Genomic DNA, 23,747 nt, shown 5'->3' with positions numbered 1-23,747 from the left:
GCAGGCCCCCTCATCAATTCATGTAGAAACCGAACGCCCCGCCGCTGCGCGGTCCGGTGGCCGCTGCGGTAGCCGGTTGGGCGTCCAGGGGCGTGGCGAGGGTGCGACCGCGCACCGGCTCCACGAGGTAAGGCGTGATCAAAATCACCAGTTCGGTTTCATTGCGCTGGAAGCGCTTGGAGCGGAACAGGTTGCCCAGGATCGGCAGGTCGCCCAGCAACGGCAGTTTCTCGATATCCTGGCTGCTTTCACGCTGGAACAGGCCGGCGATGGCAAAGGTCTGCCCGCTGCCGACTTCTACCCGCGTATCGGCACGGCGCACGCTGAAGGACGGCACGTGGAAGTTGCCGAAGTCCACGGTGCCGCCGCTGACCACGCTGCTGACCTCAGGGCGCACTTGCAGGGCGATGCGGCCGTTGGGCAGCAAGGTCGGGTTGAACAGCAGCGACACCCCGAACGACTTGTATTCGATGCCCACCAGGTCACGGTTGACCGGCACCGGGATCGCCACTTCGCCACCCGCGAGGAAGCTGGCGGTCTGGCCGGTCATGGCGGTGATATTCGGTTCGGCGAGGATCTGCAGAATGCCGTTGGCCTGCAGCGCGTCGAGCATGCCGTCGATGTTCACATTGCCGGAGCCGGTGCCCGCCGTCGCCAGGCCACCCGCTGTCGCGGCCGCCAACGGGCCACCGGTGATCAGGCCAAACGAGAACGTGCCGTTGTTGAACATTGCGTTCCAGTTCACGCCGTAGTGCAGCAGTTCCGAGCGCGACACTTCGGCAAACCGCACGCGCAGGTTCACCTGGGCTGCGCCGGTGTATTCGGTGGTGTTGATCGCGCTTTGAAAGCCCTGGCCCTGGGGGTTGAGCAGCGCGTTGAGGTCAGTGGCTTCGGCCACCGAACCTACGGTGCCCTTGGCGATCAGGCGGTTACCAGCACCGGTGATCTGCGCGCCATTGCCGGGGTGCAGTTCCTGCATCGGCGCCGTCACCGCCTGGGTGCCGCTGCTGACCGACAAGGTCAGGCTGGCCAGTTGTTTGCCGTCGTTGCCCAAGGCGATCAGGCTGGTATTGCCCGGTGCCTTGCCGAAGATGTAGAGCGTACCCGGGGACACCACTTGCAGGTCGGCCACGTTCGGCTCGGCCACCAGCACCGAATCCACCGGTGCCACAAAGTGCAGGATGCGCCCTTCACCGGACGCCAGGTTAAGGGTGCCCCCGGCGCCGGCGGCAATTTCCTGAGCCTGGCTGGCAGTGCAAATCAACGCGAACAACAGCACACAAAAACGCATCATGAGGCAGACGCCAGGGAAGTGACGGAAGCCGCGGCAGGCGCGCGACGGTTGGAAATATCGGTGAGGCTGATGGTCACCAGCGCTTGCAGGTTGTACTCGGTGGCCAGCTCGCGGAACGACAGCACCGCCAGGTCCAGCTCGCCGCGCAGCACCAGGCGACGCAGGCTGCGGCGCAGTTCCGGGTGCACCAGCAACACCGCGCTGTTGACCTCACGGGTGTTCTCGCAGGCCTGGCGCAACTGGGCGAGCAAGGCGCGGCTGATGTCTTCGGGGATCAATTCACGCTGGGGCTCCTGGCGGCGCAGGGACGCGCGCAACTGGTCTTCCAGGCCCGGCGCCAAGACCAATGCCCCGATGACGCGGTTGCGGTCGGCGTACTGATGGCTGATCTGCCGCGCCAGTGCGGCACGCAGGTGCTCGGTCAGGCGCCCGGCGTCGGTTTCGCGGGCGCCCCACTCCACCATGGCTTCGAGCAACGCGCGCTGGTTGCGGATCGACACGCCTTCGCCCACCAGCAAGCGCAGGGTTTCGGCCACCCGTTGCAGAGGCACAAGGCGCAAGGCTTCCTTGACCAGTTCGCCGTAGGTGGCTTCGGTGCGCTCCAGCAGCAAGCGGGTTTCCTGGATACCGAGGAAGTCTGCGGCGTAGCGGCGCAGGCTGCGTTCAAGCACACCGCGCAGCACTTCATCGGGCAACAGGAAACCGATACCGGCGTTGCGCAAGGTGTCTTCGTGCTGGCGTTCGATCCAGTGCGCGCTGCGGCCGTTGAGCGGCGAGTCGGCCTGCTCGGTGGCGATGTCCAGCAACTGCACATGCACCGGGTCGTCCTGCAGCAGCAGGCAGTTGATCGGCAACTCGCCTTCGCTCACCGGCACGCCTTCCAGGGACACGCGGAAGCTGCCGGGCGTGGCCTTGGCTTCCATGTAGATGCCCGGCACCGGCACATCCACGCCCAGGTCGGTGCGAATGTCGTGACACAACGCCTCGACCCGCTGGCGCAGCAACTGGCGCGGCGCACTCTGGGACAAGCCGCTGCCAAGAGTGAGCAGCACGCGAGTGTCGGGCAGCAGGTTGTCGTCCAGTTCGGCTTGCACGTCGGCCACCGGTTCCGGCGCCTCGGCCAGCACCTGCACCTCGTCCTCGGGCTGGCGATTGTGACGGCGATACATCACGAACGCTGCGCCACCAAACACCGCCGATAAACCAATGAACACCCACGTCGGGAAGCCCGGCAACAGGCTCACGCCGATCATGATCAGCGCGGTCAACCCCAGCGCACGGTAGCTGGCACCGAGTTGTTTGATGATCTCGCTGCCCAGGTCGCCGGCTTCGCCGTCGCTGTTCACACGGGTCACCACCGTGCCCGCCGCCACCGAAATCAGCAGCGCCGGGATCTGTGCGATCAGGCCATCACCCACGGTCAACAGCGAGTAGGTGTGCACCGCCACGCCAAAGGGCATGTCGCGCTCGATCATGCCGATCAGCATGCCGCCCAGCAGGTTGACCGCTAGGATCACCAGGCCGGCGATAGCGTCGCCTTTGACGAATTTCATGGCGCCGTCCATCGCGCCGAACATCTGGCTTTCACGCTCCAGGCGCGAGCGACGACGACGGGCTTCGGCCTGGTCGATATCGCCGTTGCGCAGGTCGTTGTCGATGCTCATCTGTTTGCCGGGCATCGCGTCCAGGGTGAAGCGCGCGGCCACTTCCGCCACGCGCTCGGCGCCCTTGGTGATCACCACGAACTGCGCCACGGTGATGATCAGGAACACCACCATGCCCACCACCACTTGGCCTGCGATCACGAAGTCGCCGAAGGCCTTGACGATGTGGCCGGCGTCGCCGTGCAGCAGGATCAAGCGCGTGGTGGTGATCGACAGCGACAAGCGGAACAGCGTGCTGAGCAGGATCAGCGGCGGCAGCGCGGAGAACTCCACGGAATGGCCGATGTAGAACGCGACGATGAGGATCAGGATGCTCAGGGCAATGTTGAGGCCGATCAACGCATCCACCAGGTAAGTGGGCAGCGGGATGATCATCATCACAATCGCCATCAGCATAAAGGCGACAATGATCACGTCAGTACGCTGGGCCGCGAGGCGGGCCAGGTTGTTCAGGCGGTTGAGTGCACTCATGCGCCAGCCCTGCGTGCGGCCAGGTAGCGTTTGAAGCATTGGCGCGCTTCGTCCTTGCGCTCGCCGTACCACAGCGCGCGGGCGCGCAGCAGCAACAGGCTGGCGGATTCGCCTTCCAGGGCGACCAGACGGTCCAGGGCGCCCAACGCACGGGTGGCGTCGCCGCTGTCGGTGAACGCCAGTACCAACGAACGCAGCAGCACGCCGTCGTGGGGCGCGACACTGACGGCGATCAGCAACATCACCAGGGCACGCTGGGACTGCCCATTGCGTCGGTACAGCTCGCCAATGCCCTTGAGCAGTTGCACGGCGTCGTCGTTATCGCGGGCCATCAGGCATGCACCTCCGAGCGTTGCTGTTCGAGGTTGCGGCGCATCTCGATCTCTTCGCCGATCAACTCGGTGGCCAGTTCCTTGATGTGCGGCTCGGCGTCCAGGGTGGGCAGGATGTGTTCCATCACGTGCTCCAGCAGCTCCAGGGAACGTGCGCTGCCGAACAGCAGCGAGTCGACGCCGGCAGCGCTGGTGAGTGCTTCAAGGTCACTGCGCAGGGATCGGCGGGTCTGGGTCTTGCGGGTCTTGAGGACCGCTTCGAACGCGGTCGCCTGGCGCGAACTGACCGGGCGAATGGCTTCGACGGGGGCGCTGCGTACGTCACTTTGGATGAGCGGGCGGGGTTCGACTTTCATGCATGGGCTCGTATTGGGCGTAGGGCGCTCCTACGGTTGGATCGTGTGCATTCCATGGGCAGGCTCATAACGTGAAGGTAAAGCGCTCCTCGCCTCGGGCGAGAATCACTTGGTTGTTCTCGATGCGCTCCAGCACCCAGTTGTCCGCCAGTGCCGCGCCGGGGTACAGGCGCTTGCCGCTGTCGTTGATCACATAGGGATTGGTGCCGAACCACACGGCCTGGAACCGCACACGCGGCCGCGCGGCATCCGCGCGCGCGGTCACCCGGGGGTTGAGCACCACTTGCTGGCCGTAACGCTGGTCAAAGGCTTGTTGCAAGGCCAGCCACTGCGGCTTCTGGGATTGCTCGAAGGTGCCCACGGCGCTGAGCTGGCCGTTGCCGTTGCTGACCTTGATGCCGTCCAGATGGGCCGCCAGCAGTTGCTGTTCAAGCCAGGTTTTGGCCTGCTCGCGGGAAGGTTTTTTCACCAGCGGCGTTTCGGCCACGGCGGCTGCGGGGATCACCGGCGCTTCGCTGCGAAACGCCAACGCGCCCGCGCAAATGAACAGCAACGCCGTGGCGACGATCCACGGCGTCCACTTGCGCGGTGCGGCCACAGGTTGTTCTGCGCCCGCCGGTAATGCCAGGCTCACGCCTGCCGCACCAATGCGCAGCTGCAAGGGCAGTCGCGCGCGATGGCCGCTGCCCTGGGGGATACGCACCAGACCGGCGATCAGCACCTCGCCACCCAGGGCTTCGACCGCCACTTGCCCGCCTTCGAAACGCAGGCGCAGGTGCAGGCCGGCAATGCCGGGATCGCTGAGTACGAGATCGGCCGCCAGGTCGGCGCCGATGGTATAGACCGGCTGGTCGAGCACCAGGGAACTGCCCTGGTGCAAACCGCCGGTCACTGTCAGGGTCGGCGCGCCAATACCGGCGACCGGGCCCAAAGAAATCAAGGCTGTCATGTTCGGGTTTGCCCCCTTGAGAATCACAGGCCGCAGGCACGCCTGTGCCGATCAACAACGGTGCAACGGGGTCAACAATCAGGAGGTAAACGGGCAGCGCCGGCGCCGCCCGTTTTGGCGAATCAGTTCTGCGGACGCTGTTTAGTGGCGTCGAGCTCCGCTTTTTTCGCGGTGCTGATTTCGGTGATCTTGGCCGACTTCTCGATAGCCATGTTGAAGGTCGCTTCCATCTTCGCGATAGCGTCGTCGGCGCCGCCTGCTTTTACTGGTGGGACATCAGCCATGTTCATCTCCTTGCATCGATAGGGAAGTTATTCAGTTGCGCAACAGCAAGCTGAAAGTATGCAAACCGGTGAATGCCCAAAACGTCAGACAGTGAGCTTTCGAACCGCCGTTGGTTTGCATGGGATCCATACTACTCAGGATCAAAACGCCTTCGCTGTGAAAGCTTGTGAAACGTTTCAGATACGCCGTGTGAAAGGTTTGGCTCAACCTGGCGTTGAGAAAAATTCACCGCCTTCAGGTCATGGAACTTTTATAAAAAATTCAAGACACGACAGAGCCCCCTGTTTACGGGGCTCTCACCCCGACTCATCGAGCCTTGCTGCCCACCCACCCCGCACCGAAGTGACTGACAGGTCACACCTTCACAACTTTTTTCGGGACAACTTCACATTTTTCGCTAATAGCCCTTTGCCCAACTTTCCAGATATTTCCATTTGTAACAAAAGCGACTTAATGATCGCGTTTGATAGCTCGGCGCGAGTGACCTTAAACCGCGTTGGCAACTAATTTCCCCAAACGAATTAGTACAGTTGCACTAATAGCCAAACCCCTTAGTTCGCAGGCATTGCTATATGAAAGAACTTCCAGGTGATCCATGAGTGCCTATCCGATCCCTGCAATCAAGACCTGACCCTCCCCTGCAACCCGGCGCAAAAGGGAGCCGCACCGGGCTGTGATTCCAACGCCTAAAGGTTAAATGACATGACGTACCCGACCCGCAGCTACCTCACCGATGACGCTTCCTTCGAGATCCACTTCGGCCCGTTCCGCCTGCTGCCCCAACGTCATCTGCTGCTCAAGCACGGGCAACCCGTGGCCCTGGGCAACCGCGCCCTGACCTTGCTCATCGCCCTCGCCTCGCGGCCCGGCCAACTGCTGGAGAAAACCGAACTGCTGGACATCGCCTGGCCCAAGCTGGTGGTGGAAGAATGCAACCTGCGCACCCAGATCAAGACGCTGCGGCGTGCCCTGAACGACGACGATTCGTTCTACATCGCCACGGCGCCGGGCCAGGGTTATCGCTTCGTCGCGCCCACCTGGTTCGAACAGGCGCCTGCGCCCAAACCTGTGGTCAAGGAGCCGGTGGTGCTGGGGGTGTATGGCTGCCGCCACTGCCGGGGCGCCGGGATGATGCCGCTGTTCGCGCAGCGCCAGGCGGCGCATGGGGATAGGCAGAACAGTTGATCAAGAGGATGGGGGGCACGACGCGCCCACTGTAGGAGCCGGCTTGCCGGCGATTGCGGTCTATCCGTTGCAGCGATGCAAGCTGACGCACCGCCATCGCTGGCAAGCCGGCTCCTACGGGTTTATCGGTGCGACGCGAGGGCGAGTGCGCTCAGGTCCAGGTGCCCGTCCTTGATCGGCGGGCACCAGTAGTAGCCACCGGTCAACGGCGTGCTGATGCGGTACAGGCCATCGACGATCCCGTCTTCCAGGCCGCTCATGCGGCGCAGTTGTGCTTCGAAGGCGTCGAAGGAGTGGCCGAACGCGAGGAACATCAACCCGGCCTGGCCGTTCTCGGCCCAGGGCATCGAACGGCGTACCACGAAGGCTTCCGGGGTGAAGCTTTCCTGGGCGGTGCGTTTGGTGTGGGCGGACGCCGGGGCGTCGTCCAGCTCTTCGTTGTCGCCATGGCGACGGCCGATGATGTGGTCGCGCTCCTGGGCCGGCAGCGCGGCGAAACCGTCGAGGTCGTGCTGCCACTGCTGGATCGCGGCGAAGCTGGCGCCGCTGTCGGTCAGGGCGGCTTCGACGGCGGCGTCGTCGTGGGGGTTTTCGGTGCCGTCTTCGTAGTCGGTCAGGTCAAAGCCGGTCTTGTAGCGGAAGCCTTCGGTCATCTGCACCAGGCGAAACGCCGGGGCCAGTGCTTTTTCAAACGCGCGGCTGCGCAACAGCAGTTCACCGCGATCCACACCGTGCAACCACACCCACAACGCCTGCTGCGTCGACGGGTTGTGCGCGCCCGGGCCGCTGACGGCCGGGAATGGGCGCAGGCCATCAATGTGAACACCCAAAGCGTTTACCAGCGGCTCACCGAAACCGACCACCGCCGCCGAATCGGCCAACTGCACCAGGGCGTCCAGCGCTGCGGGCACAGCGGCCAGGCTTTCCACGGAAAAAAACAGATGGCGTGCCTGCAACGGCACCGGTGCGGCAAGAATGCCCGGCTGGTACTGACTCATGTGAACTCCTTCTGAAAAGCCGCGCAGTTTACCCGCAGGCGTAGAAGAAAGCGCGCAAGCCTTGCCATAGAGCCTGTTGTTGGGTGACTCTCTAGTCATGTTTTGCAACTATTCCAGGGGTAGCGACATGACCACCAGCAACCTGCTCGCCCAGCTGTTTCCCGCCACCGCCGACGAGATTCCCGCGCAATTCCAGCTCGGAGCGCCCATTGAACAACGGGATTACCTGGTCGATGGCCAGTTGCACGTGTGGAACGGCCCCTTAGCCCGGGTACAAAGCCCGGTTCAATTCGGTGAAGAGCGCGTACACATTGGCAGCACACCGCTGCTGGACGCCGACACCGCCCTCACCGCCCTGGACGCCGCCGTGCGCGCCTACGACCGGGGCCAGGGTGAATGGCCGACGATGCGCGTGGCTGACCGGATCCAGCATGTCGAAGCCTTCCTGCGGCGCATGCGTGAACAGCGCGAAGCGGTGGTCAAGCTGCTGATGTGGGAGATCGGCAAGAACCTCAAGGACTCGCAGAAAGAATTCGACCGCACCTGCGACTACATCACCGACACCATCAATGCCCTCAAGGAACTCGACCGCCGCAGCAGCCGTTTCGAGCTGGAGCAGGACACCCTCGGCCAGATCCGCCGCGTGCCGCTGGGCGTGGCGTTGTGCATGGGCCCTTACAACTACCCGCTCAACGAAACCTTCACCACGTTGATCCCGGCGCTGATCATGGGCAACACCGTGGTGTTCAAGCCGGCCAAGCTCGGCGTGCTGCTGATCCGCCCGTTGCTGGAGGCGTTCCGAGACAGCTTCCCGGCCGGGGTGATCAACGTGATCTACGGCAGCGGCCGCGAAACCGTCAGCGCACTGATGGCCAGCGGCAAGATCGATATCTTTGCGTTCATTGGCACCAACAAGGCCGCCAGTGATTTGAAAAAGCTGCACCCCAAGCCACACCGTTTGCGTGCTGCCCTTGGCCTGGACGCGAAAAACCCTGGCATCGTGCTGCCTGAAGTGGACCTGGACAACGCGGTGAGCGAAGCCGTTACCGGTTCACTGTCGTTCAACGGCCAGCGTTGCACCGCGCTGAAAATCCTGTTTGTGCATGAAGACGTGGTCGACAGTTTTATCGACAAATTCAACAAGAAGGTGGCCACGCTCAAACCCGGCATGCCGTGGGAAGACGGCGTGGCGCTGACGCCCTTGCCCGAAGTGGGCAAGGTGGATTACCTCAACGGGCTGGTGGCGGATGCCGCGCAGCACGGCGCCAAGGTGGTGAATGAGCACGGCGCCGAGAGCCGTGGGTCGTTCTTCTACCCGGCAGTGTTGTACCCGGTGAACCCGCAGATGCGCGTGTACCACGAAGAACAGTTCGGCCCGGTGGTGCCCATCGTGCCGTACCGCGACCTGGAAACCGTGATCGAGTACGTACTGGACTCGGACTTCGGCCAACAGCTGAGTCTCTTCGGCACCAACGCCGTGGAAGTCGGGCGCCTGGTCGATACCTTCGCCAACCAGGTCGGTCGCATCAACATCAACGCCCAGTGCCAGCGCGGGCCGGATACCTTCCCGTTCAACGGGCGCAAGAATTCGGCCGAGGGCACGCTGTCGGTGCATGACGCGTTGCGGGTGTTCTCGATCCGCACGCTGGTGGCGACCAAGTTCCAGGAGAGCAACAAGGCGTTGGTCAGCAACATCCTGCGCAACCGTGATTCGAGCTTCCTGACCACTGACTACATTTTCTGAGAACTACGCCGGTCAAAAATGTGGGAGCGGGCTTGCTCGCGAAGGCAGAGTGTCATTCGATACATCAGTGACTGAACCACCGCTTTCGCGAGCAAGCCCGCTCCCACACGTGTTTGTGTACAGCCCTGGAACCGAGGTCCTTTTATTAGCGATGAACCTGCCCTTGTTTGCCCGGCGCCTGTTGCGCCCCCTGCTCGACCCCTACCGCCGCTACCACCACGCCAAGTTGATCCACGCCGTGCGCGTGTCCATTGGCTTGCTGGCGACGATCCTGCTGACCACCGGCATCAACCTGCCCCACGGAGAATGGGCGTCGGTGACCATGCTGATCGTGATCGGCGGCCTGCAGCACCACGGCAACATCGGCAAGAAAGCCGTGGAGCGCGCCTACGGCACCTTGATCGGCGCCAGCGTCGGTTTGTTGCTGGTGCTGCAACAGGCTTACTTCGGCCAGCCGCTCTTGACCTACCTGTTGATGTCGGTGGTGTGCGGGTTCTTTTCCTATCACGCCATCGGCAAGGGCGGGTACATCGCGTTGCTGTCGGCGATCACGGTGTTTATCGTCGCAGGCCACGGGGACAATCCGATCTCCGATGGCCTGTGGCGTACCGTGGACATCCTGATCGGTATTGTGCTGGCACTGGCCTTCTCCTTCGCCCTGCCGCTGTATGCGGTGTACTCGTGGCGCTACAACCTGGCCAGCGCGTTGCGTGACTGCGCCGAGATCTACAGCCGGATCATCAGCGGGCGGTCGGTCACCGACGACGAGCACCTTAAACTGATGAACCGCCTTAACGCGGCGATGCTGCAATTGCGCTCGCTGATGCCGTCGGTGTCCAAGGAAGTGCGCATTTCCATGACCGAGCTGGATGCGATCCAGCGGCACCTGCGCATGTGCATCAGCACCCTGGAGATTCTGGGCAACACGCGGCCGGACCCGCGTGACGAGCAGGCGAGCGCGCGGATGCAGGTGATGTTGAAGGCCGAGCACCGGCAGATCCGCGTGCAATTGGTGGGGATGGCGCGGGCGTTGAAGTCGGGGGTGACGGAGCGGTTGGAGCGTCCCAGCCACATCGGGGCAGAACCCGCGCTGGACGCGCCGGTTTATAGCGCTTTGGATGGTTATCGCTTGTTGACCGTGCAACTGGCACAGAACGTGGACGCGATGCGCCAGCGCCTGGCGAAGAGCGCCGGCCGCTGGAAAATCTGAATTCGACCGGCGCAATGGGAAAACTCAGAAACGTTTACACATCTCGACGTTTTCACACTTTGCCTTACAAACTTTTCACGTTTTATTCACATCGCGAGCCGTAGTGTGAAGCCTCATCCGTTACAAATGCTTCACATCAAACCCGCCGCCCCAGCGGGTTTTTTTTGCCTGGGATTTGAGCTAGCGCGAGGCCTTGGCCGCTGGTTCATTGGCCTGTTCACGAATGGCCCGCTGAGTGTCCAGCACCTTGGCCAAGGCATTCTCGGCTTCCGGGCTCTGCTGCGGCACACGAATCGCCGCCGACACCAGGGTGATCAACTTGGCCATGACTTCGGCATCCGTCGCCGGACGGCCCAGGCTCATGGAGTTCATCAGCAGGCGCAGTTCAGTGCCCGCCATTACCCCGGAAATCGCCTTGAGGGCAAATTGCAGACGCACGCCCAGCTCATTGCGCGGCAGGTCCGGCAAGGCCAGGGCAAAGGCTTCGAAGAAACGCTGGAACACCGGCTGGTAATGCACCTTGAGGTATTCCTGGATAAACGGCGAAGTGTCGCTGTAGACCCGGCCCAGGAACCGGATGAACGAGCGCCCTTCCCCACTGGCGCTGGCCGGGTCGCTGCGCTCCAGGCCCATGGCCGGGGCAAACAGCACGCCGAGCAAGGTGTCGCAATCGAGCGGGCCGTCGGATTCGGCTTCGCAACGCGCGAGCAACTCCAGGCGCTGTTCGTTGAGCGGCTCCAGGCGTTGCATCAATAGGGTTTTCATCAGGGAATCCTTGTCCCCGAAGTGGTAATTCACGGCGGCCAGGTTCACCTGGGCACGCTCGGTAATCTGCCGGAGCAGCACGGCGTCATAGCCGTATTTGATGAAGAGAGCCTCTGTCGCATCCAGCAGTCGAGTCTTGGTAACGTTTGGAGCGCTGAGTTTCTTCGCGACCATAGGGGTTCCACGTGGGAAATATTGTTTTAAAAAATAATTTGATTTTTTATACCGGGGCGGCCTTTCGAAAGCAAGTAGTGACACTGCGCCATACTACTAAAAGCCTGTATAAACGGGCACATTGCCCCTAGCCGAGGCATTTTTTTGCCCCCTGGAGCGACCGCTGGAAAAATCATTTCAAAGGGTAAAACCGCTCTACATCCATGGCTGGCGGAGCGCCTGGAACGCGGTTACTATTCAAACAATATTTTAAAAACAAGAAATAAAACCAGTCCGTGACGCGTACCAGGCAGCTCCCGAACTTGTTACAAGGATTTTCCGGGGGCATGGCGGCACCGTCGAGACTGCAGGCGTAGTCATGATGACAGATACCCCCGCGCACCCAGGCTTGATCTCCCTGCAAGGCATCGGCAAGCGTTATCAGCTGGCCGGGCAAGAACTGTCCATTCTCAATGATGTGTGCCTGTCCATCGCCAAAGGTGACAGCTGCGGCATCCTCGGTGCCTCCGGCTCCGGCAAAAGCACCCTGCTCAACATTCTCGGCCTGCTGGACCTGCCCAACTGCGGCAGGTATCACTTTGCCGGGCACGATATTTTCAGCGCCAGCCCCGACCAACTGGCCGCGATCCGCAACCAGCAGATCGGTTTCGTGTTCCAGAGCTTCAACCTGCTGCCGCGCCTCAGTGCCCTCGACAACGTCGCCCTGCCCCTGAGCTACCGTGGCGTGTCACGTCATGAGTCGGTGGAACAGGCCCTGCGCATGCTCGAACAGGTCGGCCTGGCCGAACGCGCCCACCACCGCCCCGCCGACCTCTCTGGCGGCCAGCGCCAACGCGTGGCGATTGCCCGGGCACTGGTGGGCAAGCCCTCGGTGATCCTCGCCGACGAACCCACCGGCAACCTCGACAGCACCACCGCCCAGGAGATCATGGACCTGCTCCTGGCCCTGAACCGCGAGCAACAGGTGACGCTGATCATCGTCACCCACGACCCCCACATCGCCGAACGCCTGGACCGCAAGATCCTGGTGCGCAATGGCGTGGTGCAAGAGGCCGGGTGCCTATGAGCCTGCGGGTCGAACAAAGCCTCAGCCAGTTGCTGCATGAAGCCTTCATCAGCCTGCGTACCTTGGGCAAACGTTCGATCCTGGCACTGCTGGGCATCGTCATCGGCAGTTCCTCGGTGGTGGCCCTGATCAACATCGGCCACAACGCCGCAGTCGACGCGGCAATGATTTTCAAGGACATGGGCACCGACACCCTGGTGGCCCAGTTCCCCCCCAAGGGCAACAGCCCCGCCACGATGCGCGCCAGCCTCGATCTTGAAGCGGTGCGCCAGGCCGTACCGGGCATTGCCCACATCGGCGCGCTCACCCTGTTCAGCGGGCCCATGGTTTTCCATGGCCGCACCGCCAATGCGAACTTTGTCGGGACAACACCGGACATCAAGGACGCCATGCGGATCGTCGTGCGCGAAGGCCGTTTCCTGTCCGCCTTCGACGCCAATGAAACCTATGGCGTGATCGGTGACCAGCTCGCCCAGGCCCTGGGCGTCCCCGGCGACCCGGTCAAACTGGGTGACCGGGTGCGCATCAACGACTATCTGTTCCTGGTGATCGGCATTCTCCACAGCCAGCCACGCGCGATATTGATGCCGGTACAAGCCAACGAATCGCTGTTCATCCCCGCCGAGGGCATGCGCCGTATCTACGCCTCGCCGCAGATCGGCAACGTGATCATCCGCGCCACGCCCGGCCAGGACATGGAACGCATCGCCCGCGACGCCAGCGCCGCCCTGCAGCGCCAACTCACCGACCACACGGTCGACATCCAGGTACCCCAGCAAATGATCGACGGCATGACCCGGCAAAGCCGCACCTTTGCTTATCTGTTGCTGGCCCTGGGGGCTATCTCGCTGGTGGGCGGTGGCGTAGGGGTGATGAACGTGATGCTGATGAACGTCTCGGAGCGCCGCCGTGAAATCGGTATCCGCATGGCGCTGGGCGCGCGCCAGCGCGACATCCGCAACCTGTTCCTGCTTGAAGCAGTGACCCTGACCGCCGTGGGCGCAGCGTGTGGCGCAGTGATCGGCATGACCGCGGCCTGGCTCTATGCGTGGATGTCGGGCTGGGCCTTTGCCTTGGCCGCAGCCGCCCTGCCCCTGGGGGTGGGCAGTACCTTGCTGGTGGGTTTGTTCTTCGGCATCTACCCGGCGGTGTCGGCCTCCAAGTTGCAGCCAGTGGAGGCCCTGCGCGATGAATAAAGGCCTATTGCTTGCCCTCGCCCTGGCAAGCCTGCCCTGCGTGGCCGCCGACGTGGTGATCAACCCTTCGGCCCCCAGCAGCACCCGCAGCGGCTATGACCGGGGCGTCTCGCTGAACGCCCAGGTCACCACCCTGACCCTGGGCGATGCGGTGTACCTGGGCTTGCGCAACAACCCGGCGATTCGCAGCGCGTACCTGCAGCGGGTGGCGCAGAAGTTCGACCTGCGTGTGGCCGAAGACACGTTCAACCCCAAGCTCACCCTCAACAGTTATTACCGCAGCACCCGCGGCTCGGCGGACAACGCACGCAACGCCAACCTGGCGCCGAACGCCACCCTGCTCGGCGAGTACGGCACGCGCCTGAGCATGGCCTGGACCCAGCAACTGAACAACGCCGACCGCGCCGGGCGCTACCGCAGCGATGGCCTGGACCTGGCGATCATCCAACCGCTGATGCGCGGCGCCGGCTGGGACGCCACCACCGCGCCGCTGCGCCTGTCACGCCTGTCGGAACAGGCCAACCGCCTGAACCTCAAGGCCACCGTGGCGCAGACCATCAGCCAGATCATCGCCACCTACCGCGAACTGCTGCGCGCCCAGGAACAACTGAGCATCGTGCAGGACGCCCTCAAGCGCTCCAACACCTTGCTGGAGGTGAACAAGGCGCTGATCAGTGCCGGTCGCATGGCCGAGTTCGAAATCGTGCAGACCGAAGCCGATATCGCCACCCAGCAACTGGGTGTCGAAGAGGCCCAGAACCAGCTCGACACCAGCCGCCTGGCGCTGCTGCGCTTGCTGGCACTGGACCTGTCGACACCGATCCGCGCCAGCGAAGCCCTGGAGGCCAAGCCGATGGTCATCGATAAACGCCAGGCCTTCAACCTGGCGCAGACCCAACAGCCGGAGTACCTCGCCGCCCTGCTCGGCAGCCAGCAGGCCGACCTCAACCTGGTGATCGCCAAGGACTCCGGACGCTGGCAAGTGGACCTGGTGGCCGGCGCCAACCAGGTACGCGACGCCTACAATAACGACGCCGGCAACACCAACAACCGCACCTGGGACAGCTACGCCGGGGTGCAGGTGCAGATCCCCATCGGCGACATCAGCACGCGCCAGGCCGAAGTGCGTGCGCGGGTCAATGTGGAGGACCAGGAGATCCGCATCACCGACGCACGCCAGGAACTGGAACGCAGCGTCAACGACGTGGTGCGCGACCTTGGCACCCGCTGGCGCCAATATGAAATCTCCCAGCGTGCGGTGGAGTTGTCGCGGCGCAAGATCCAGATCGAACGGGAAAAACTCAGCGCCGGGCGCTCCACCAACTTCCAGGTGCTGAGCTACGAGACCGATTTGCGCAACGCCGAAAACGCGCAGCTCAATGCGCTGATCGCTTATCTGAACGCCCAGACCCAGCTCGACTTGACCCTGGGCATGACGCTGGAAAGTTGGGAAATCGCCCTCAATGACTACTAAAAACAAACGCCTGCTGGCTGCTGTGTCGATCGTGCTGCTGGCGGGTGCGGGCATCGCCGTGCTGAGCCTGCGCAGCCCTGCCGCCAACCCGGCCGGCACGACCGAGCAATGGCTGGCGGTGAAGCCGGACCCGTTGGTGCATCAGATCGGCCTGGTGGGCAAGATCGAACCCGACACGACCATCACCCTCACGGCGCCGTTCGACGGCAATGTACAGGTCAACCTGGTGGAACAGGGCCAGCGTGTGGAGGCCGGCCAGGTGTTGTTGCGCATGGATCCGTCGACCCTCGAAGTGCAACTGCGCGATGCCTTGTCCGCCCAACTCAAGGCCCGGCGTACCGTGCAGGAAATGCAGGATTGGGACAGCGGCACAATCGTCAGCCGCGCGCGCCGCACCCTGCGCACGGCGCAAATGACAGCCGACAATAACCAGCGCAGGCTCACCGAAAGCGAGAACCTGTTCAAGCGCGGCATCATCCCGCGCAATGAGCTGGATGACCTGCGGCAACAAACCCAACAGCAGCAACTGGACCTGGCCTCGGCACGCAGTGAACTGCAACAGGCGCTGGACCAGGGCAAAGGCGAATACCGTCAGATCGCTGACATGGAGCTGACCAACGCCACGGTGAAATACGACGCCCTGCACAAACTGCTCGATGGCCGCGAGGTCAAGGCGCCGTTTTCCGGGATCGTGGTACCGGCTCCCGGTAATAGCAGTTCGTCCCAAGGCGGCGGCAACAACAATGCACCCGTGCAGGCCGGCAGCAAGGTAAGCCAGGGTCAGGTGCTGTTCGGCCTGGCCAATATCGAACGGCTCAAGATCGTCGCCAAAGTCTCGGAGCTGGACATCAACCAGTTGCACCAGGGCCAGGCGGTGGAGGTGATGGGCGACGGGTTCGACGGTGAACGGCTGACCGGCTCCGTCAGCGTGGTCAGTGGCCTGGCGATTGCCGGCGACAGCCAGGGCAGCGCGCAATTTCCGGTGACCCTGTCGATTCCCAAGCTCACGCCGCAGCAGTTGCAGCGGGTACGGCTGGGGATGAGTGCGCGGTTGACCATCGTCACCTACAACAATGAGCAGGCGATGGTGGTACCGGCGCAAGCGATCAACGGGGGTGAAGTGGAGTATCGGGAGGCGATGGATAAGCCGGTTGAGCGGGTGAAGGTGACAACCGGGCAGTCCACACCCCAAGGCGTCGAAGTGTTCGGCCTAAAACCCGGCTTCGTGAAGATCGGAAGCTGAAACGCCGATCCCCTGTGGGAGCTGGCTTGCCTGCGAATGCGGTGTGTCAGTCAACACATCCATCACTGACACACTGTATTCGCGAGCAAGCCCGCTCCCACATTTAGATGTGTGTCAGCCGGGCGGCCAGGGCTTTGGCTTGCAGCGCCACATCAGTGACCGCTGTGCTTTCCCACCACATCCCGCGCAGCGGTGGGCCCATGGCGAACAAGCGCGAGCTGACCTGCCCCTGCGCATCCACCACAGCACCTGATGGGTCCGCCGCGATCCCCAACGCCAATGGCCCGGGCTTGATCAACCCGCGCTTGAGCAACTGCTGCGGCAACGGCCGGGCCACGCGGCGCCAGTCGTATTCGATGCCGCTGGAGTTGATCAACGCCGCGCCCGACACCTGGGTCACCGCCTGCTCGCCGCGACGGCGCAGGCGAATGGTCACGCCGTTGGCCGACGCTTCCAGCCCCTTGTAAGACGCTGCCTGAATGCGCAGGCGCCCTTCCCCATGCAAGCGCGCCACCAGCTGAGCGCTCAGCGGCGGCGAGCGGTGGTGATGGCTCTCCCACCACGGCCGCACATGGCGCACGAACTGGCGTTTTTCCCGTTCGCTGGCCTGGCTCCACAAGCGACCGATATGCGCCCGTACTGTGTCCAACGGCGCTTGCCAATCGATGCCCTGGGCGATCGCGATGCGGCACTGTCGGCGCACTTCGCGCAACAATTGCAGCGGGCTGCGCAAGCCGTGATCCTCGGCGAGAAAATCCACCCAGCTCGGCGGTTGCCGGCGCACGTGGGGCAACAGCCCATGACGCGAGAACACCTCGATCGGCCCACGGTGCCCGGCCTGTTCCAGCGAGACCACGGCATCCACCATGGTCAGCCCCGAACCGATGATCAACACGGGCGCCTGTGGGTCGATCTGGCGCATGGCCTGGACGTCCCACGGGTCGACCGACGCCGCGTTCAAGCCGCTGGATTCGGTTTGTGGCGTGCGCGCCGCCGGGAACATTCCGGTGGCCAACACGGCATAGTTGCCGCGCAATTGCTGGCCGTTGTCCAGGGTCAGCAACGTAGAGGCTTGATCCACTTGCAGGTCGACCACTTCTGCGCGCACATGCTCGACCGTCGACGCCGACAGCGCCTTGGCCTCGCTCAGGCGTTGCTGCGCGTACAAGCCGAAAATCCCGCGTGGCGGGAACAGTTCGCTGATGGGCACGTGCTGCTGGTCCGACTCCGGCCAGCCACCGGCGCCGATGTAGTCGGTGAGCCACTGGGTCAGGTCATCGGCATTGTCCGGATCGACACTCATGCGCGCCGCATTGCCGTTGAGGGTGTGGCCCAGCTCGACAGCGCTGTAGGCCTCGCCACGGCCAAGTTCGGCGCGCGACTCGATCACCAGGATCTGGCGTTGGCCAGGCAGGCGCAGCAGTTGCACCGCCAGCATCGTGCCGCTCAGCCCGCCGCCGATGATCAGGACATCAGCGTTGCGGATGGATTCAGTCATGCAAATTCGCCCTTACTGTTTACCCAGATAAATATCATGCACATCGCCCCGCGCCAGCAGTTCGGCCGCGCTGCCACTCAAGGCCACCCGCCCAGTATCCAGCACGTAGCCATGGGTCGCATAGGTGAGCGCGACGTTGATGTTCTGTTCGGCGATCAAAAAACTCACCTGCTGCTCGCGATTGAGCTGCGCGATGATCTCGAAAATCTCCTGCACGATCATAGGCGCCAACCCCATGGACGGCTCGTCGAGCAGCACCAACGTCGGGCGCGTCATCAGCGCACGGCCAATGGCGACCATCTGTTGCTCGCCTCCGGAGGTCAGCCCGGCCCGGGTGTGGCGCTTGGTCTTGAGCCGGGGGAACCAGCTGTAAATTCGCTCCAGGTCCTGCTCCATGGCCTTGCGGCTCAGGCGCCGCACAAAGCCGCCGCTGCGCAGGTTGTCTTCCACGGTGAGTTGGCCGAAGACATGACGGCCTTCCAACACGTGGACCATGCCCTGGCGCACGCGCTGGCTGGGGTCGATGCCGGCCAGGTCGGTGCCAGCGTATTCGATGGAACCTCGGCTGACTTCGGCGCGCTCAGCGCGCACCAGCCCCGAGATCGCCTTGAGCGTGGTGCTCTTGCCTGCGCCATTGGCCCCCAGCAACGCGACAATCGCACCCTTGGGCACCTGCAGCGACACCCCGGCCACGGCGAGGATCGCGCCGTCGTAGATCACTTCGATATCGTTGACCGTCAGCAGCGACGGGCTCCCAGGCTCAATGGCGGGCAGGCTCATGGTTTATTCATCCCCGGTGCAGGTGCGCGGCGTCAGGCCTTTTTCCTTGGCGAACGCGGCGGACTTTTCATCGATCAGTGGGCGCAGCAACGCGCGGTCGGCGGCGATCCAGTCGCTGATCAGCGTCCAGTGGGCACCGTCCCACTGCTGCACCCGCGCCGAACCGCCACCTTCGTGGTCACGGCACGACAGCTTGAGGTTCTGCATCAGGCCGAAGTAGCCCATGGCCTTGAGGCGTGCGTCGTCGATGTTCAGATGCTCCAGGCCCCAACGGCCTTCTTCGCCATTGAGCGGGCGCTTGCCGAACTTGGCTTGGGCGGTGCGGATCGCTTCCACCGCCACGGCGGCATTCACCAGGCCGGAGTTGTAGTAGACGCTGCCGAAGTTTTTCAGGTCCTTGAGGTCGCTGTGGCCCTTGTCGAGGATGTATTGCTTGAGGCGCTTGTGGATCTCGAAGTCGGCACCGGCCGGGTATGGCGTGAGCGCCAGGTAGCCTTTGGCGGCGGCGCCGGCGGGCAACACGTCTTCGCTGGAACTGGCCCAGATATCGCCGATGATGTGGTCCACCGGGAAGCCAAAGCGTGCCGCGGTCTTCACCGCCACCGGGGTGGATACGCCCCAGGTACGCAGGAACACCCAGTCCGGGTTGGCCTGGCGTACCTGGCGCCATTGCGCGGATTGCTCGTTGCCCGGGTCGGCCACCGGAATCTGGATGTTCTCGAAGCCGTATTTCTCGGCCAGCAATTTCAGCGGGCCGAGGGTTTCGCGACCGTAGGCCGAGTCGTGGTAGACCGTGGCGATCTTCTTGCCCTTGAGCTTGTCGAAACCGCCCTCGCGCTGGGCGATGTAGTTCACCAGGGTGGAGGCCTCGCTGTAGAAGGTCAGCATCACCGGGAAGTTATAGGGGAATACGGTGCCGTCGGTGGCTTCGGTGCGGCCATAGCCGAGGGTGATCAGCGGGATCTTGTCCACTTCGGCCCGCTCGCTCAAGGCATAGGCCGCCGGCGCGCCGTTGGGCTGGTACACCGCGACCGGCGCGCCATCCAGGCCATTCTTGAAGCGCTCATAGCACTCGATGCCCTTCTCCGCCGTCCACTCGGTCTCGCATTCCTGCCACACCAGTTTCACGCCGTTGATGCCGCCTTCGACCTCGTTGATGTAGCGCAGGTAGTCGATCATGCCGGCCCACACCTGCACGCCGCTGGAGGCGTAGGCGCCGACGCGGTAGGTGGCCAGGGGAATGAATTGCTGGTCCGGCGAGGCGATTGCCTGAGGGACAGCACCCGCCAAAGCAGCCAGCGCGAATGCAGCGCCGACCAGGGATCGTTTCAAGGATGCACGCATGAGAGTTCTCTTATGGGTCAAAAACGTAGGGGCCACTGACGTAGCCGGTCGCGAAGGTTGTGCAACAGGCGAATCAAGCCCTCGGGTTCCTTGATGAGGAACACGATGATCAACACGCCAAAGATGATTTTCTGCAGGTTCTGCAATTGCCCTGCGTCCACCGCCCCACCGAACAGCGCCTGCCCGGCATGGCTGAGAAAGATCGGCAACAGGCTGATGAAGGCCGCGCCGACAAAGTTGCCGGCGATGCTGCCCATGCCGCCGATAATGATGATGAACAGGATCTGGAACGACCGGTTGATATCGAAGCTGCTGGCGCTGGCCGTGCCCAGGTAGGCGAAGGCCCACAGCGCGCCGGCGATGCCGAGGTAGAACGAACTGACGGCAAACGCCAGGCGCTTGTAGCGCGCGACCGGAATGCCGACCACGGCAGCGGCGGTGTCCATGTCGCGGATCGCCATCCAGTTGCGCCCCACCTGGCTGCGCACCAGGTTGACGGCGGTCCAGGTTAGCACCAGCACCGTCACCAGGGTCAGCAGGTAGCGGCCCAGCGGTGTGTTGAGGTCTTGGCCGAACAAGGAGAGTTTCGGCGCAGAAATGGTGCCCGACGAGCCGTAGTTGTAGAACCAGGGGAACTTGACGAACAGCCACTCCAGGAAAAACTGCGCGGCCAGGGTGGTGACCATCAGGTAGAAGCCCTTGATCCGCGAGCTGGGCAAGCCGAACAACAGCCCGACCAGCGCACTGATGGCCCCACCACCGAGCAGCGCCACCGGCAAGCCCAGTTCCGGCAGGCGCAGCAAGAACCCATAGGTGGCAAACGCGCCGACGGCCATGAAACCGGCAGCGCCCACCGAGGTTTGCCCGGTGTAGCCGGTCAGCAGGTTCAGGCCCAGCCCGGCCAGGGACAACACCAGGAACGGGATCAGGATCGCATTGAGCCAGTAGTCATTGCCCCACAGCGGCACCACGCCAAAGGCCAGCGCCAACAGGCCCAGCAGGCTCCAGGGCACGCGCCGCTGGATCAGTAGCAATGGCGCGGTTTCTTGAACAACAGGAATCGACATGGTTTCAGACTCGCTCGATGGCGCGCTCGCCGAACAGGCCGGCAGGACGGATGTACAGGAAAGCCAGGGCCAGCACGTAGGCGAACCACGGCGTGATGCCGCCGCCGATCAACGGGCCGACGTACACCTCGGCCAGGTTCTCTGCCGCGCCCACGATCAACCCGCCGACAATCGCCCCGCCAATCGAGGTGAAGCCGCCGATGATCAGCACCGGCAAGGCCTTGAGCACCACCAGCGACAACGAAAACTGCACGCCCTGGCGCGCGCCCCAGAGCAGCCCGGCCACCAGCCCGACGATGCCAGCCACCGCCCAGACGATCTGCCAGATGCGGTTGAGGTTGATACCGATGGACAACGCCGCCGTGGTGTCATCCGCCACGGCGCGCAGCGACACGCCGATGCGGGTCTTGTTGAACAGCAGCGCCAGTACCGTCACCAGTACCACCGCCGCTGCGGCGGCGATCAGGTCGAACTGGCTGAGCATCAGCGGGCCGACAAACAGCGGCACGTCGTCAATACCCAGGTCCAGGGCGCGTACCTGCGAGCCCATCAAGCCTTGGGCCAGGCCTTCGATGATGAACGAAAGGCCCAGCGTGGCCATGAACAGGGTGATCTGCGAACGGTTCACCAGCGGCCGCAACACCAGGCGCTCGATCAGCAAGGCGCCGACGATCATCACGATCACGGTCAGCAGCAATGCCAAGGCAAACGGCACACCCTGATCGTGCAGGCTCACGAACGTCAGGGCCGCAAACAGCAGCATCGAGCCCTGGGCAAAATTGAACACGCCGCTGGCCTTGTAGATCAGTACAAAACCGATGGCGACCAGGGAGTACATGGTGCCGGCGAGCAGGCCGCCGAGCAGGGTTTCAAAGAAGAAGGTCATGCGTGCACCGTCCCCAGATAAGCCGCGATCACGTCGGGGTTGGCCTGGACGTCGGCGGGCGTACCGTCGCCGACCTTGCGCCCGTAGTCGAGTACCACCACGTGGTCGGACAGGCCCATCACCACGCCCATGTCGTGTTCGATCAACACCACGGTGGTGCCGAGGTCGCGGTTCACGTCGGCGACGAAGCGCGCCATTTCCTGTTTCTCTTCGGCATTCATCCCAGCCATCGGCTCATCCAGCAGCAACAGGCTGGGCCCGGCGATCAGCGCCCGGCCCAACTCCACACGTTTTTGCAGGCCGTAAGAGAGGTTGCCCACCAGCACATCGCGGTGGGCTTGCAGCTCAAGGAATTCGAGGATGCCCTGGGCGCGCAGGCGGAAGGCTTCGGCCTCACGACGTGCGCGTGGCAGGCCCAGGGCCTGTTCGATAAAACGGCTGCGCATGTGTCGCGACAGGCCGGTGAGGAGGTTGTCGATCACGCTCATCTTCTTGAACAGCGCGTTGTTCTGGAACGTGCGGCCGATGCCCCGGCGTGCGGCGCCCAGTGGGTCGATGCGGTGGAAATGCTGGTCTTCGAACACGATCTGGCCGGTGTCAAAGCGGTACACGCCGTTGAGCACATTGAGCAGCGAGCTTTTGCCCGCGCCGTTGGGCCCGATCAGCGCGCAGATTTCCCCGCGTGCGACCTCGAAGGACAAGGCATTGATGGCCTTGACCCCTTTGAACGACAGCGAGATATCCCGCACCTGGAGGATGGCGTGGCTCATGCGATGTCCCGTTTGAATTCGGCCAGCCAAGCGGGCTCGGGGGTGGTTTTGAGGGGTTGCCAGATATAGGCCAGGCGCTGGAAACCGAGCAGCTTGCGCACGCGGTTTTTCAGCAACCGGCGCAGGCCGCTCTGGGGGTGGGCAATGGCCCAATCGCACAACCGTCGGCGCCAGGTGCCGTGGGAGGCCAGGCGGTGTTCGATTTCATCGGCCAGGTGTTGCAGGCGTTCGGCCGACAACAGCAAGCCGGTGGGGGCGACTTCGCGGCGATCGCGCTGCGCCGAGGCCAGGCTTTCCGGAAACGCCAGGCCGTGACCGCTGTTGAGCCATTGCTCCAGCAACACCGCCAGGCCGCCCTGCCAATGGGTGCCCTCTTCACTCCACAACGCGGTTTCACCGGTGGGTTGCCACCAGCGTGCGAGGTGTTGCGCAGGGTCCACCGGGCCGAGCAGCTGGGCGAACGCCAGCAGGTTGGCGGACTGCCAATGCCGCACTTGCTGGCGGTCTTGGGTGAAGGAATGGGTGGGACGGATGCGCCACAGGTGCTGTTGCAGCGCCTCGGGGTCGAGGTTGTCGGCCAGGGTCAACACCTGCCCGCCGATGGATTGCGCGGCCAGGGCCAGCAGCAACAGGTTGGGTTCGAACGCACCGCTCAAGGCCAGGCGCGACTGGTCGCTGAAGCCCTGTTGACGCAGGCCATCGGCCAGGCGCTCTACATCGCGCAAAGCGTCGATCCAGCGCCAGGCATACCACTGGCCCTGGCGCTTGTGGCGCAGGGCCGTGTGCAACGGTGTGATCTGCGCCCAGTGATGCAGTTGTTCCAGGGCCTTGGGCAGGTGGCCGAGCAGTTCAGCGGGCCATTCCACAGCCAGCGGGCGTTTGAGTTCGTGCACGCTCATAGGGAGGTTCTCCTATTAGGGTTATGTGCGTGCGGTGGTCCGCTGGCCGGGATCGATCAAACAATGAAGATCAAAATGTGGGAGCGGGCTTGCTCGC

The 23,747-nt window shown here is 63.4% G+C and carries 22 protein-coding genes; 7 read left to right on the top strand and 15 right to left on the bottom strand.

Annotated elements, in window-relative coordinates; all coding sequences use genetic code 11:
* Positions 1 to 13 precede the first annotated feature (13 nt).
* The 6 genes from ACVWVP_RS22635 to ACVWVP_RS22610 form a co-directional block, all read right to left on the bottom strand.
* Positions 14 to 1,294, bottom strand: coding sequence for a type II and III secretion system protein family protein (locus ACVWVP_RS22635; RefSeq protein WP_259175222.1), 1,281 nt, complete (start codon positions 1,292 to 1,294; stop codon positions 14 to 16).
* Positions 1,291 to 3,429: a type III secretion system export apparatus subunit SctV gene (gene sctV, locus ACVWVP_RS22630; protein WP_457408129.1), complete on the bottom strand. Its 2,139-nt coding sequence runs from the start codon at positions 3,427 to 3,429 to the stop codon at positions 1,291 to 1,293. The genes ACVWVP_RS22635 and sctV overlap by 4 nt, the downstream gene beginning before the upstream one ends.
* Positions 3,426 to 3,761: a tetratricopeptide repeat protein gene (locus ACVWVP_RS22625; RefSeq protein WP_370589118.1), complete on the bottom strand. Its 336-nt coding sequence runs from the start codon at positions 3,759 to 3,761 to the stop codon at positions 3,426 to 3,428. Before ACVWVP_RS22625 ends, sctV begins: the two co-directional genes overlap by 4 nt.
* A complete protein-coding gene (locus tag ACVWVP_RS22620; protein WP_178925818.1) occupies positions 3,761 to 4,117 on the bottom strand; it encodes a hypothetical protein in 357 nt (118 codons plus the stop codon). Before ACVWVP_RS22620 ends, ACVWVP_RS22625 begins: the two co-directional genes overlap by 1 nt.
* Before the next feature lie 64 nt (positions 4,118 to 4,181).
* Complete coding sequence (locus ACVWVP_RS22615; protein WP_259175225.1) at positions 4,182 to 5,066, bottom strand: SctD/MshK family protein; 885 nt, start codon at positions 5,064 to 5,066, stop codon at positions 4,182 to 4,184.
* Between the two features lie 122 nt (positions 5,067 to 5,188).
* A complete protein-coding gene (locus tag ACVWVP_RS22610; protein ID WP_016969018.1) occupies positions 5,189 to 5,350 on the bottom strand; it encodes a hypothetical protein in 162 nt (53 codons plus the stop codon).
* Between the two features lie 703 nt (positions 5,351 to 6,053).
* On the opposite strand from ACVWVP_RS22610, the gene ACVWVP_RS22605 reads away from it, so the two are divergent.
* Entirely contained in the window at positions 6,054 to 6,536 is a 483-nt protein-coding gene (locus tag ACVWVP_RS22605; RefSeq protein WP_178925816.1) for a winged helix-turn-helix domain-containing protein, read from the top strand.
* Between the two features lie 122 nt (positions 6,537 to 6,658).
* Here the strand turns inward: ACVWVP_RS22605 and ACVWVP_RS22600 are convergent, their stop codons facing one another.
* Positions 6,659 to 7,534, bottom strand: a complete 876-nt coding sequence (locus tag ACVWVP_RS22600) for a Dyp-type peroxidase (protein WP_178925815.1) — start codon at positions 7,532 to 7,534, stop codon at positions 6,659 to 6,661.
* A gap of 127 nt (positions 7,535 to 7,661) precedes the next feature.
* On the opposite strand from ACVWVP_RS22600, the gene ACVWVP_RS22595 reads away from it, so the two are divergent.
* Both ACVWVP_RS22595 and ACVWVP_RS22590 read left to right on the top strand, forming a co-directional pair.
* Positions 7,662 to 9,278: an NADP-dependent glyceraldehyde-3-phosphate dehydrogenase gene (locus tag ACVWVP_RS22595; protein ID WP_457408127.1), complete on the top strand. Its 1,617-nt coding sequence runs from the start codon at positions 7,662 to 7,664 to the stop codon at positions 9,276 to 9,278.
* A 151-nt stretch (positions 9,279 to 9,429) separates the two neighbouring features.
* Complete coding sequence (locus ACVWVP_RS22590) at positions 9,430 to 10,488, top strand: FUSC family protein (protein ID WP_457408125.1); 1,059 nt, start codon at positions 9,430 to 9,432, stop codon at positions 10,486 to 10,488.
* Positions 10,489 to 10,668: 180 nt separating this feature from the next.
* On the opposite strand, the gene ACVWVP_RS22585 is transcribed toward ACVWVP_RS22590, so the two are convergent.
* Complete coding sequence (locus tag ACVWVP_RS22585) at positions 10,669 to 11,427, bottom strand: TetR/AcrR family transcriptional regulator (RefSeq protein ID WP_176998819.1); 759 nt, start codon at positions 11,425 to 11,427, stop codon at positions 10,669 to 10,671.
* A 358-nt stretch (positions 11,428 to 11,785) separates the two neighbouring features.
* Here ACVWVP_RS22585 and ACVWVP_RS22580 point away from each other — a divergent pair, with 358 nt between their 5' ends.
* The 4 genes from ACVWVP_RS22580 to ACVWVP_RS22565 are packed head-to-tail and all read left to right on the top strand — an operon-like array spanning position 11,786 to position 16,406.
* Positions 11,786 to 12,493 (top strand): ABC transporter ATP-binding protein, encoded by a 708-nt coding sequence (locus ACVWVP_RS22580; RefSeq protein ID WP_178921277.1) that lies wholly within the window; start codon positions 11,786 to 11,788, stop codon positions 12,491 to 12,493.
* Entirely contained in the window at positions 12,490 to 13,689 is a 1,200-nt protein-coding gene (locus tag ACVWVP_RS22575; protein WP_178921275.1) for an ABC transporter permease, read from the top strand. The genes ACVWVP_RS22580 and ACVWVP_RS22575 overlap by 4 nt, the downstream gene beginning before the upstream one ends.
* Positions 13,682 to 15,163 carry a TolC family protein gene (locus ACVWVP_RS22570; RefSeq protein WP_178921273.1) on the top strand — a complete coding sequence of 494 codons (1,482 nt, stop codon included), beginning with the start codon at positions 13,682 to 13,684 and terminating at the stop codon, positions 15,161 to 15,163. Before ACVWVP_RS22575 ends, ACVWVP_RS22570 begins: the two co-directional genes overlap by 8 nt.
* Positions 15,153 to 16,406, top strand: coding sequence for an efflux RND transporter periplasmic adaptor subunit (locus ACVWVP_RS22565; protein WP_178921271.1), 1,254 nt, complete (start codon positions 15,153 to 15,155; stop codon positions 16,404 to 16,406). Before ACVWVP_RS22570 ends, ACVWVP_RS22565 begins: the two co-directional genes overlap by 11 nt.
* Positions 16,407 to 16,509: 103 nt before the next feature.
* Here ACVWVP_RS22565 and ACVWVP_RS22560 read toward each other — a convergent pair whose 3' ends face one another.
* The 7 genes from ACVWVP_RS22560 to ACVWVP_RS22530 are packed head-to-tail and all read right to left on the bottom strand — an operon-like array spanning position 16,510 to position 23,650.
* Positions 16,510 to 17,904, bottom strand: coding sequence for an FAD/NAD(P)-binding protein (locus ACVWVP_RS22560; RefSeq protein WP_457408122.1), 1,395 nt, complete (start codon positions 17,902 to 17,904; stop codon positions 16,510 to 16,512).
* 12 nt (positions 17,905 to 17,916) lie between these two features.
* Entirely contained in the window at positions 17,917 to 18,684 is a 768-nt protein-coding gene (locus ACVWVP_RS22555) for an ABC transporter ATP-binding protein (RefSeq protein ID WP_457408121.1), read from the bottom strand.
* A gap of 3 nt (positions 18,685 to 18,687) precedes the next feature.
* Positions 18,688 to 20,028: an ABC transporter substrate-binding protein gene (locus ACVWVP_RS22550; RefSeq protein ID WP_178921265.1), complete on the bottom strand. Its 1,341-nt coding sequence runs from the start codon at positions 20,026 to 20,028 to the stop codon at positions 18,688 to 18,690.
* Between the two features lie 17 nt (positions 20,029 to 20,045).
* On the bottom strand, positions 20,046 to 21,095 hold the full coding sequence (locus tag ACVWVP_RS22545) for a branched-chain amino acid ABC transporter permease (protein WP_457408118.1): 1,050 nt from the start codon (positions 21,093 to 21,095) through the stop codon (positions 20,046 to 20,048).
* Positions 21,096 to 21,099: 4 nt separating this feature from the next.
* Positions 21,100 to 21,981, bottom strand: a complete 882-nt coding sequence (locus ACVWVP_RS22540) for a branched-chain amino acid ABC transporter permease (RefSeq protein ID WP_457408115.1) — start codon at positions 21,979 to 21,981, stop codon at positions 21,100 to 21,102.
* Positions 21,978 to 22,751: an ABC transporter ATP-binding protein gene (locus ACVWVP_RS22535; protein WP_457408113.1), complete on the bottom strand. Its 774-nt coding sequence runs from the start codon at positions 22,749 to 22,751 to the stop codon at positions 21,978 to 21,980. Before ACVWVP_RS22535 ends, ACVWVP_RS22540 begins: the two co-directional genes overlap by 4 nt.
* Complete coding sequence (locus ACVWVP_RS22530) at positions 22,748 to 23,650, bottom strand: AMP-binding protein (protein ID WP_457408110.1); 903 nt, start codon at positions 23,648 to 23,650, stop codon at positions 22,748 to 22,750. The genes ACVWVP_RS22535 and ACVWVP_RS22530 overlap by 4 nt, the downstream gene beginning before the upstream one ends.
* Positions 23,651 to 23,747 lie beyond the last annotated feature (97 nt).

This window comes from Pseudomonas sp. TE24901 (assembly GCF_054058375.1).
The sequence above is the reverse complement of the archived record's forward strand: the minus strand, read 5'-3'. Positions and strand labels throughout refer to the sequence as shown.

Coding starts and splice junctions, on each gene's coding strand:
- ACVWVP_RS22545 (WP_457408118.1), bottom strand. CDS start 21,095: ATGTCGATTCCTGTTGTTCAAGAAACCGCGCCATTGCTACTGATCCAG.
- ACVWVP_RS22570 (WP_178921273.1), top strand. CDS start 13,682: ATGAATAAAGGCCTATTGCTTGCCCTCGCCCTGGCAAGCCTGCCCTGC.
- ACVWVP_RS22560 (WP_457408122.1), bottom strand. CDS start 17,904: ATGACTGAATCCATCCGCAACGCTGATGTCCTGATCATCGGCGGCGGG.
- ACVWVP_RS22565 (WP_178921271.1), top strand. CDS start 15,153: ATGACTACTAAAAACAAACGCCTGCTGGCTGCTGTGTCGATCGTGCTG.
- ACVWVP_RS22555 (WP_457408121.1), bottom strand. CDS start 18,684: ATGAGCCTGCCCGCCATTGAGCCTGGGAGCCCGTCGCTGCTGACGGTC.
- ACVWVP_RS22595 (WP_457408127.1), top strand. CDS start 7,662: ATGACCACCAGCAACCTGCTCGCCCAGCTGTTTCCCGCCACCGCCGAC.
- ACVWVP_RS22530 (WP_457408110.1), bottom strand. CDS start 23,650: ATGAGCGTGCACGAACTCAAACGCCCGCTGGCTGTGGAATGGCCCGCT.
- ACVWVP_RS22620 (WP_178925818.1), bottom strand. CDS start 4,117: ATGAAAGTCGAACCCCGCCCGCTCATCCAAAGTGACGTACGCAGCGCC.
- ACVWVP_RS22580 (WP_178921277.1), top strand. CDS start 11,786: ATGATGACAGATACCCCCGCGCACCCAGGCTTGATCTCCCTGCAAGGC.
- ACVWVP_RS22625 (WP_370589118.1), bottom strand. CDS start 3,761: ATGGCCCGCGATAACGACGACGCCGTGCAACTGCTCAAGGGCATTGGC.
- ACVWVP_RS22540 (WP_457408115.1), bottom strand. CDS start 21,981: ATGACCTTCTTCTTTGAAACCCTGCTCGGCGGCCTGCTCGCCGGCACC.
- ACVWVP_RS22590 (WP_457408125.1), top strand. CDS start 9,430: ATGAACCTGCCCTTGTTTGCCCGGCGCCTGTTGCGCCCCCTGCTCGAC.
- ACVWVP_RS22535 (WP_457408113.1), bottom strand. CDS start 22,751: ATGAGCCACGCCATCCTCCAGGTGCGGGATATCTCGCTGTCGTTCAAA.
- sctV (WP_457408129.1), bottom strand. CDS start 3,429: ATGAGTGCACTCAACCGCCTGAACAACCTGGCCCGCCTCGCGGCCCAG.
- ACVWVP_RS22615 (WP_259175225.1), bottom strand. CDS start 5,066: ATGACAGCCTTGATTTCTTTGGGCCCGGTCGCCGGTATTGGCGCGCCG.
- ACVWVP_RS22600 (WP_178925815.1), bottom strand. CDS start 7,534: ATGAGTCAGTACCAGCCGGGCATTCTTGCCGCACCGGTGCCGTTGCAG.
- ACVWVP_RS22605 (WP_178925816.1), top strand. CDS start 6,054: ATGACGTACCCGACCCGCAGCTACCTCACCGATGACGCTTCCTTCGAG.
- ACVWVP_RS22610 (WP_016969018.1), bottom strand. CDS start 5,350: ATGGCTGATGTCCCACCAGTAAAAGCAGGCGGCGCCGACGACGCTATC.
- ACVWVP_RS22575 (WP_178921275.1), top strand. CDS start 12,490: ATGAGCCTGCGGGTCGAACAAAGCCTCAGCCAGTTGCTGCATGAAGCC.
- ACVWVP_RS22550 (WP_178921265.1), bottom strand. CDS start 20,028: ATGCGTGCATCCTTGAAACGATCCCTGGTCGGCGCTGCATTCGCGCTG.
- ACVWVP_RS22635 (WP_259175222.1), bottom strand. CDS start 1,294: ATGATGCGTTTTTGTGTGCTGTTGTTCGCGTTGATTTGCACTGCCAGC.
- ACVWVP_RS22585 (WP_176998819.1), bottom strand. CDS start 11,427: ATGGTCGCGAAGAAACTCAGCGCTCCAAACGTTACCAAGACTCGACTG.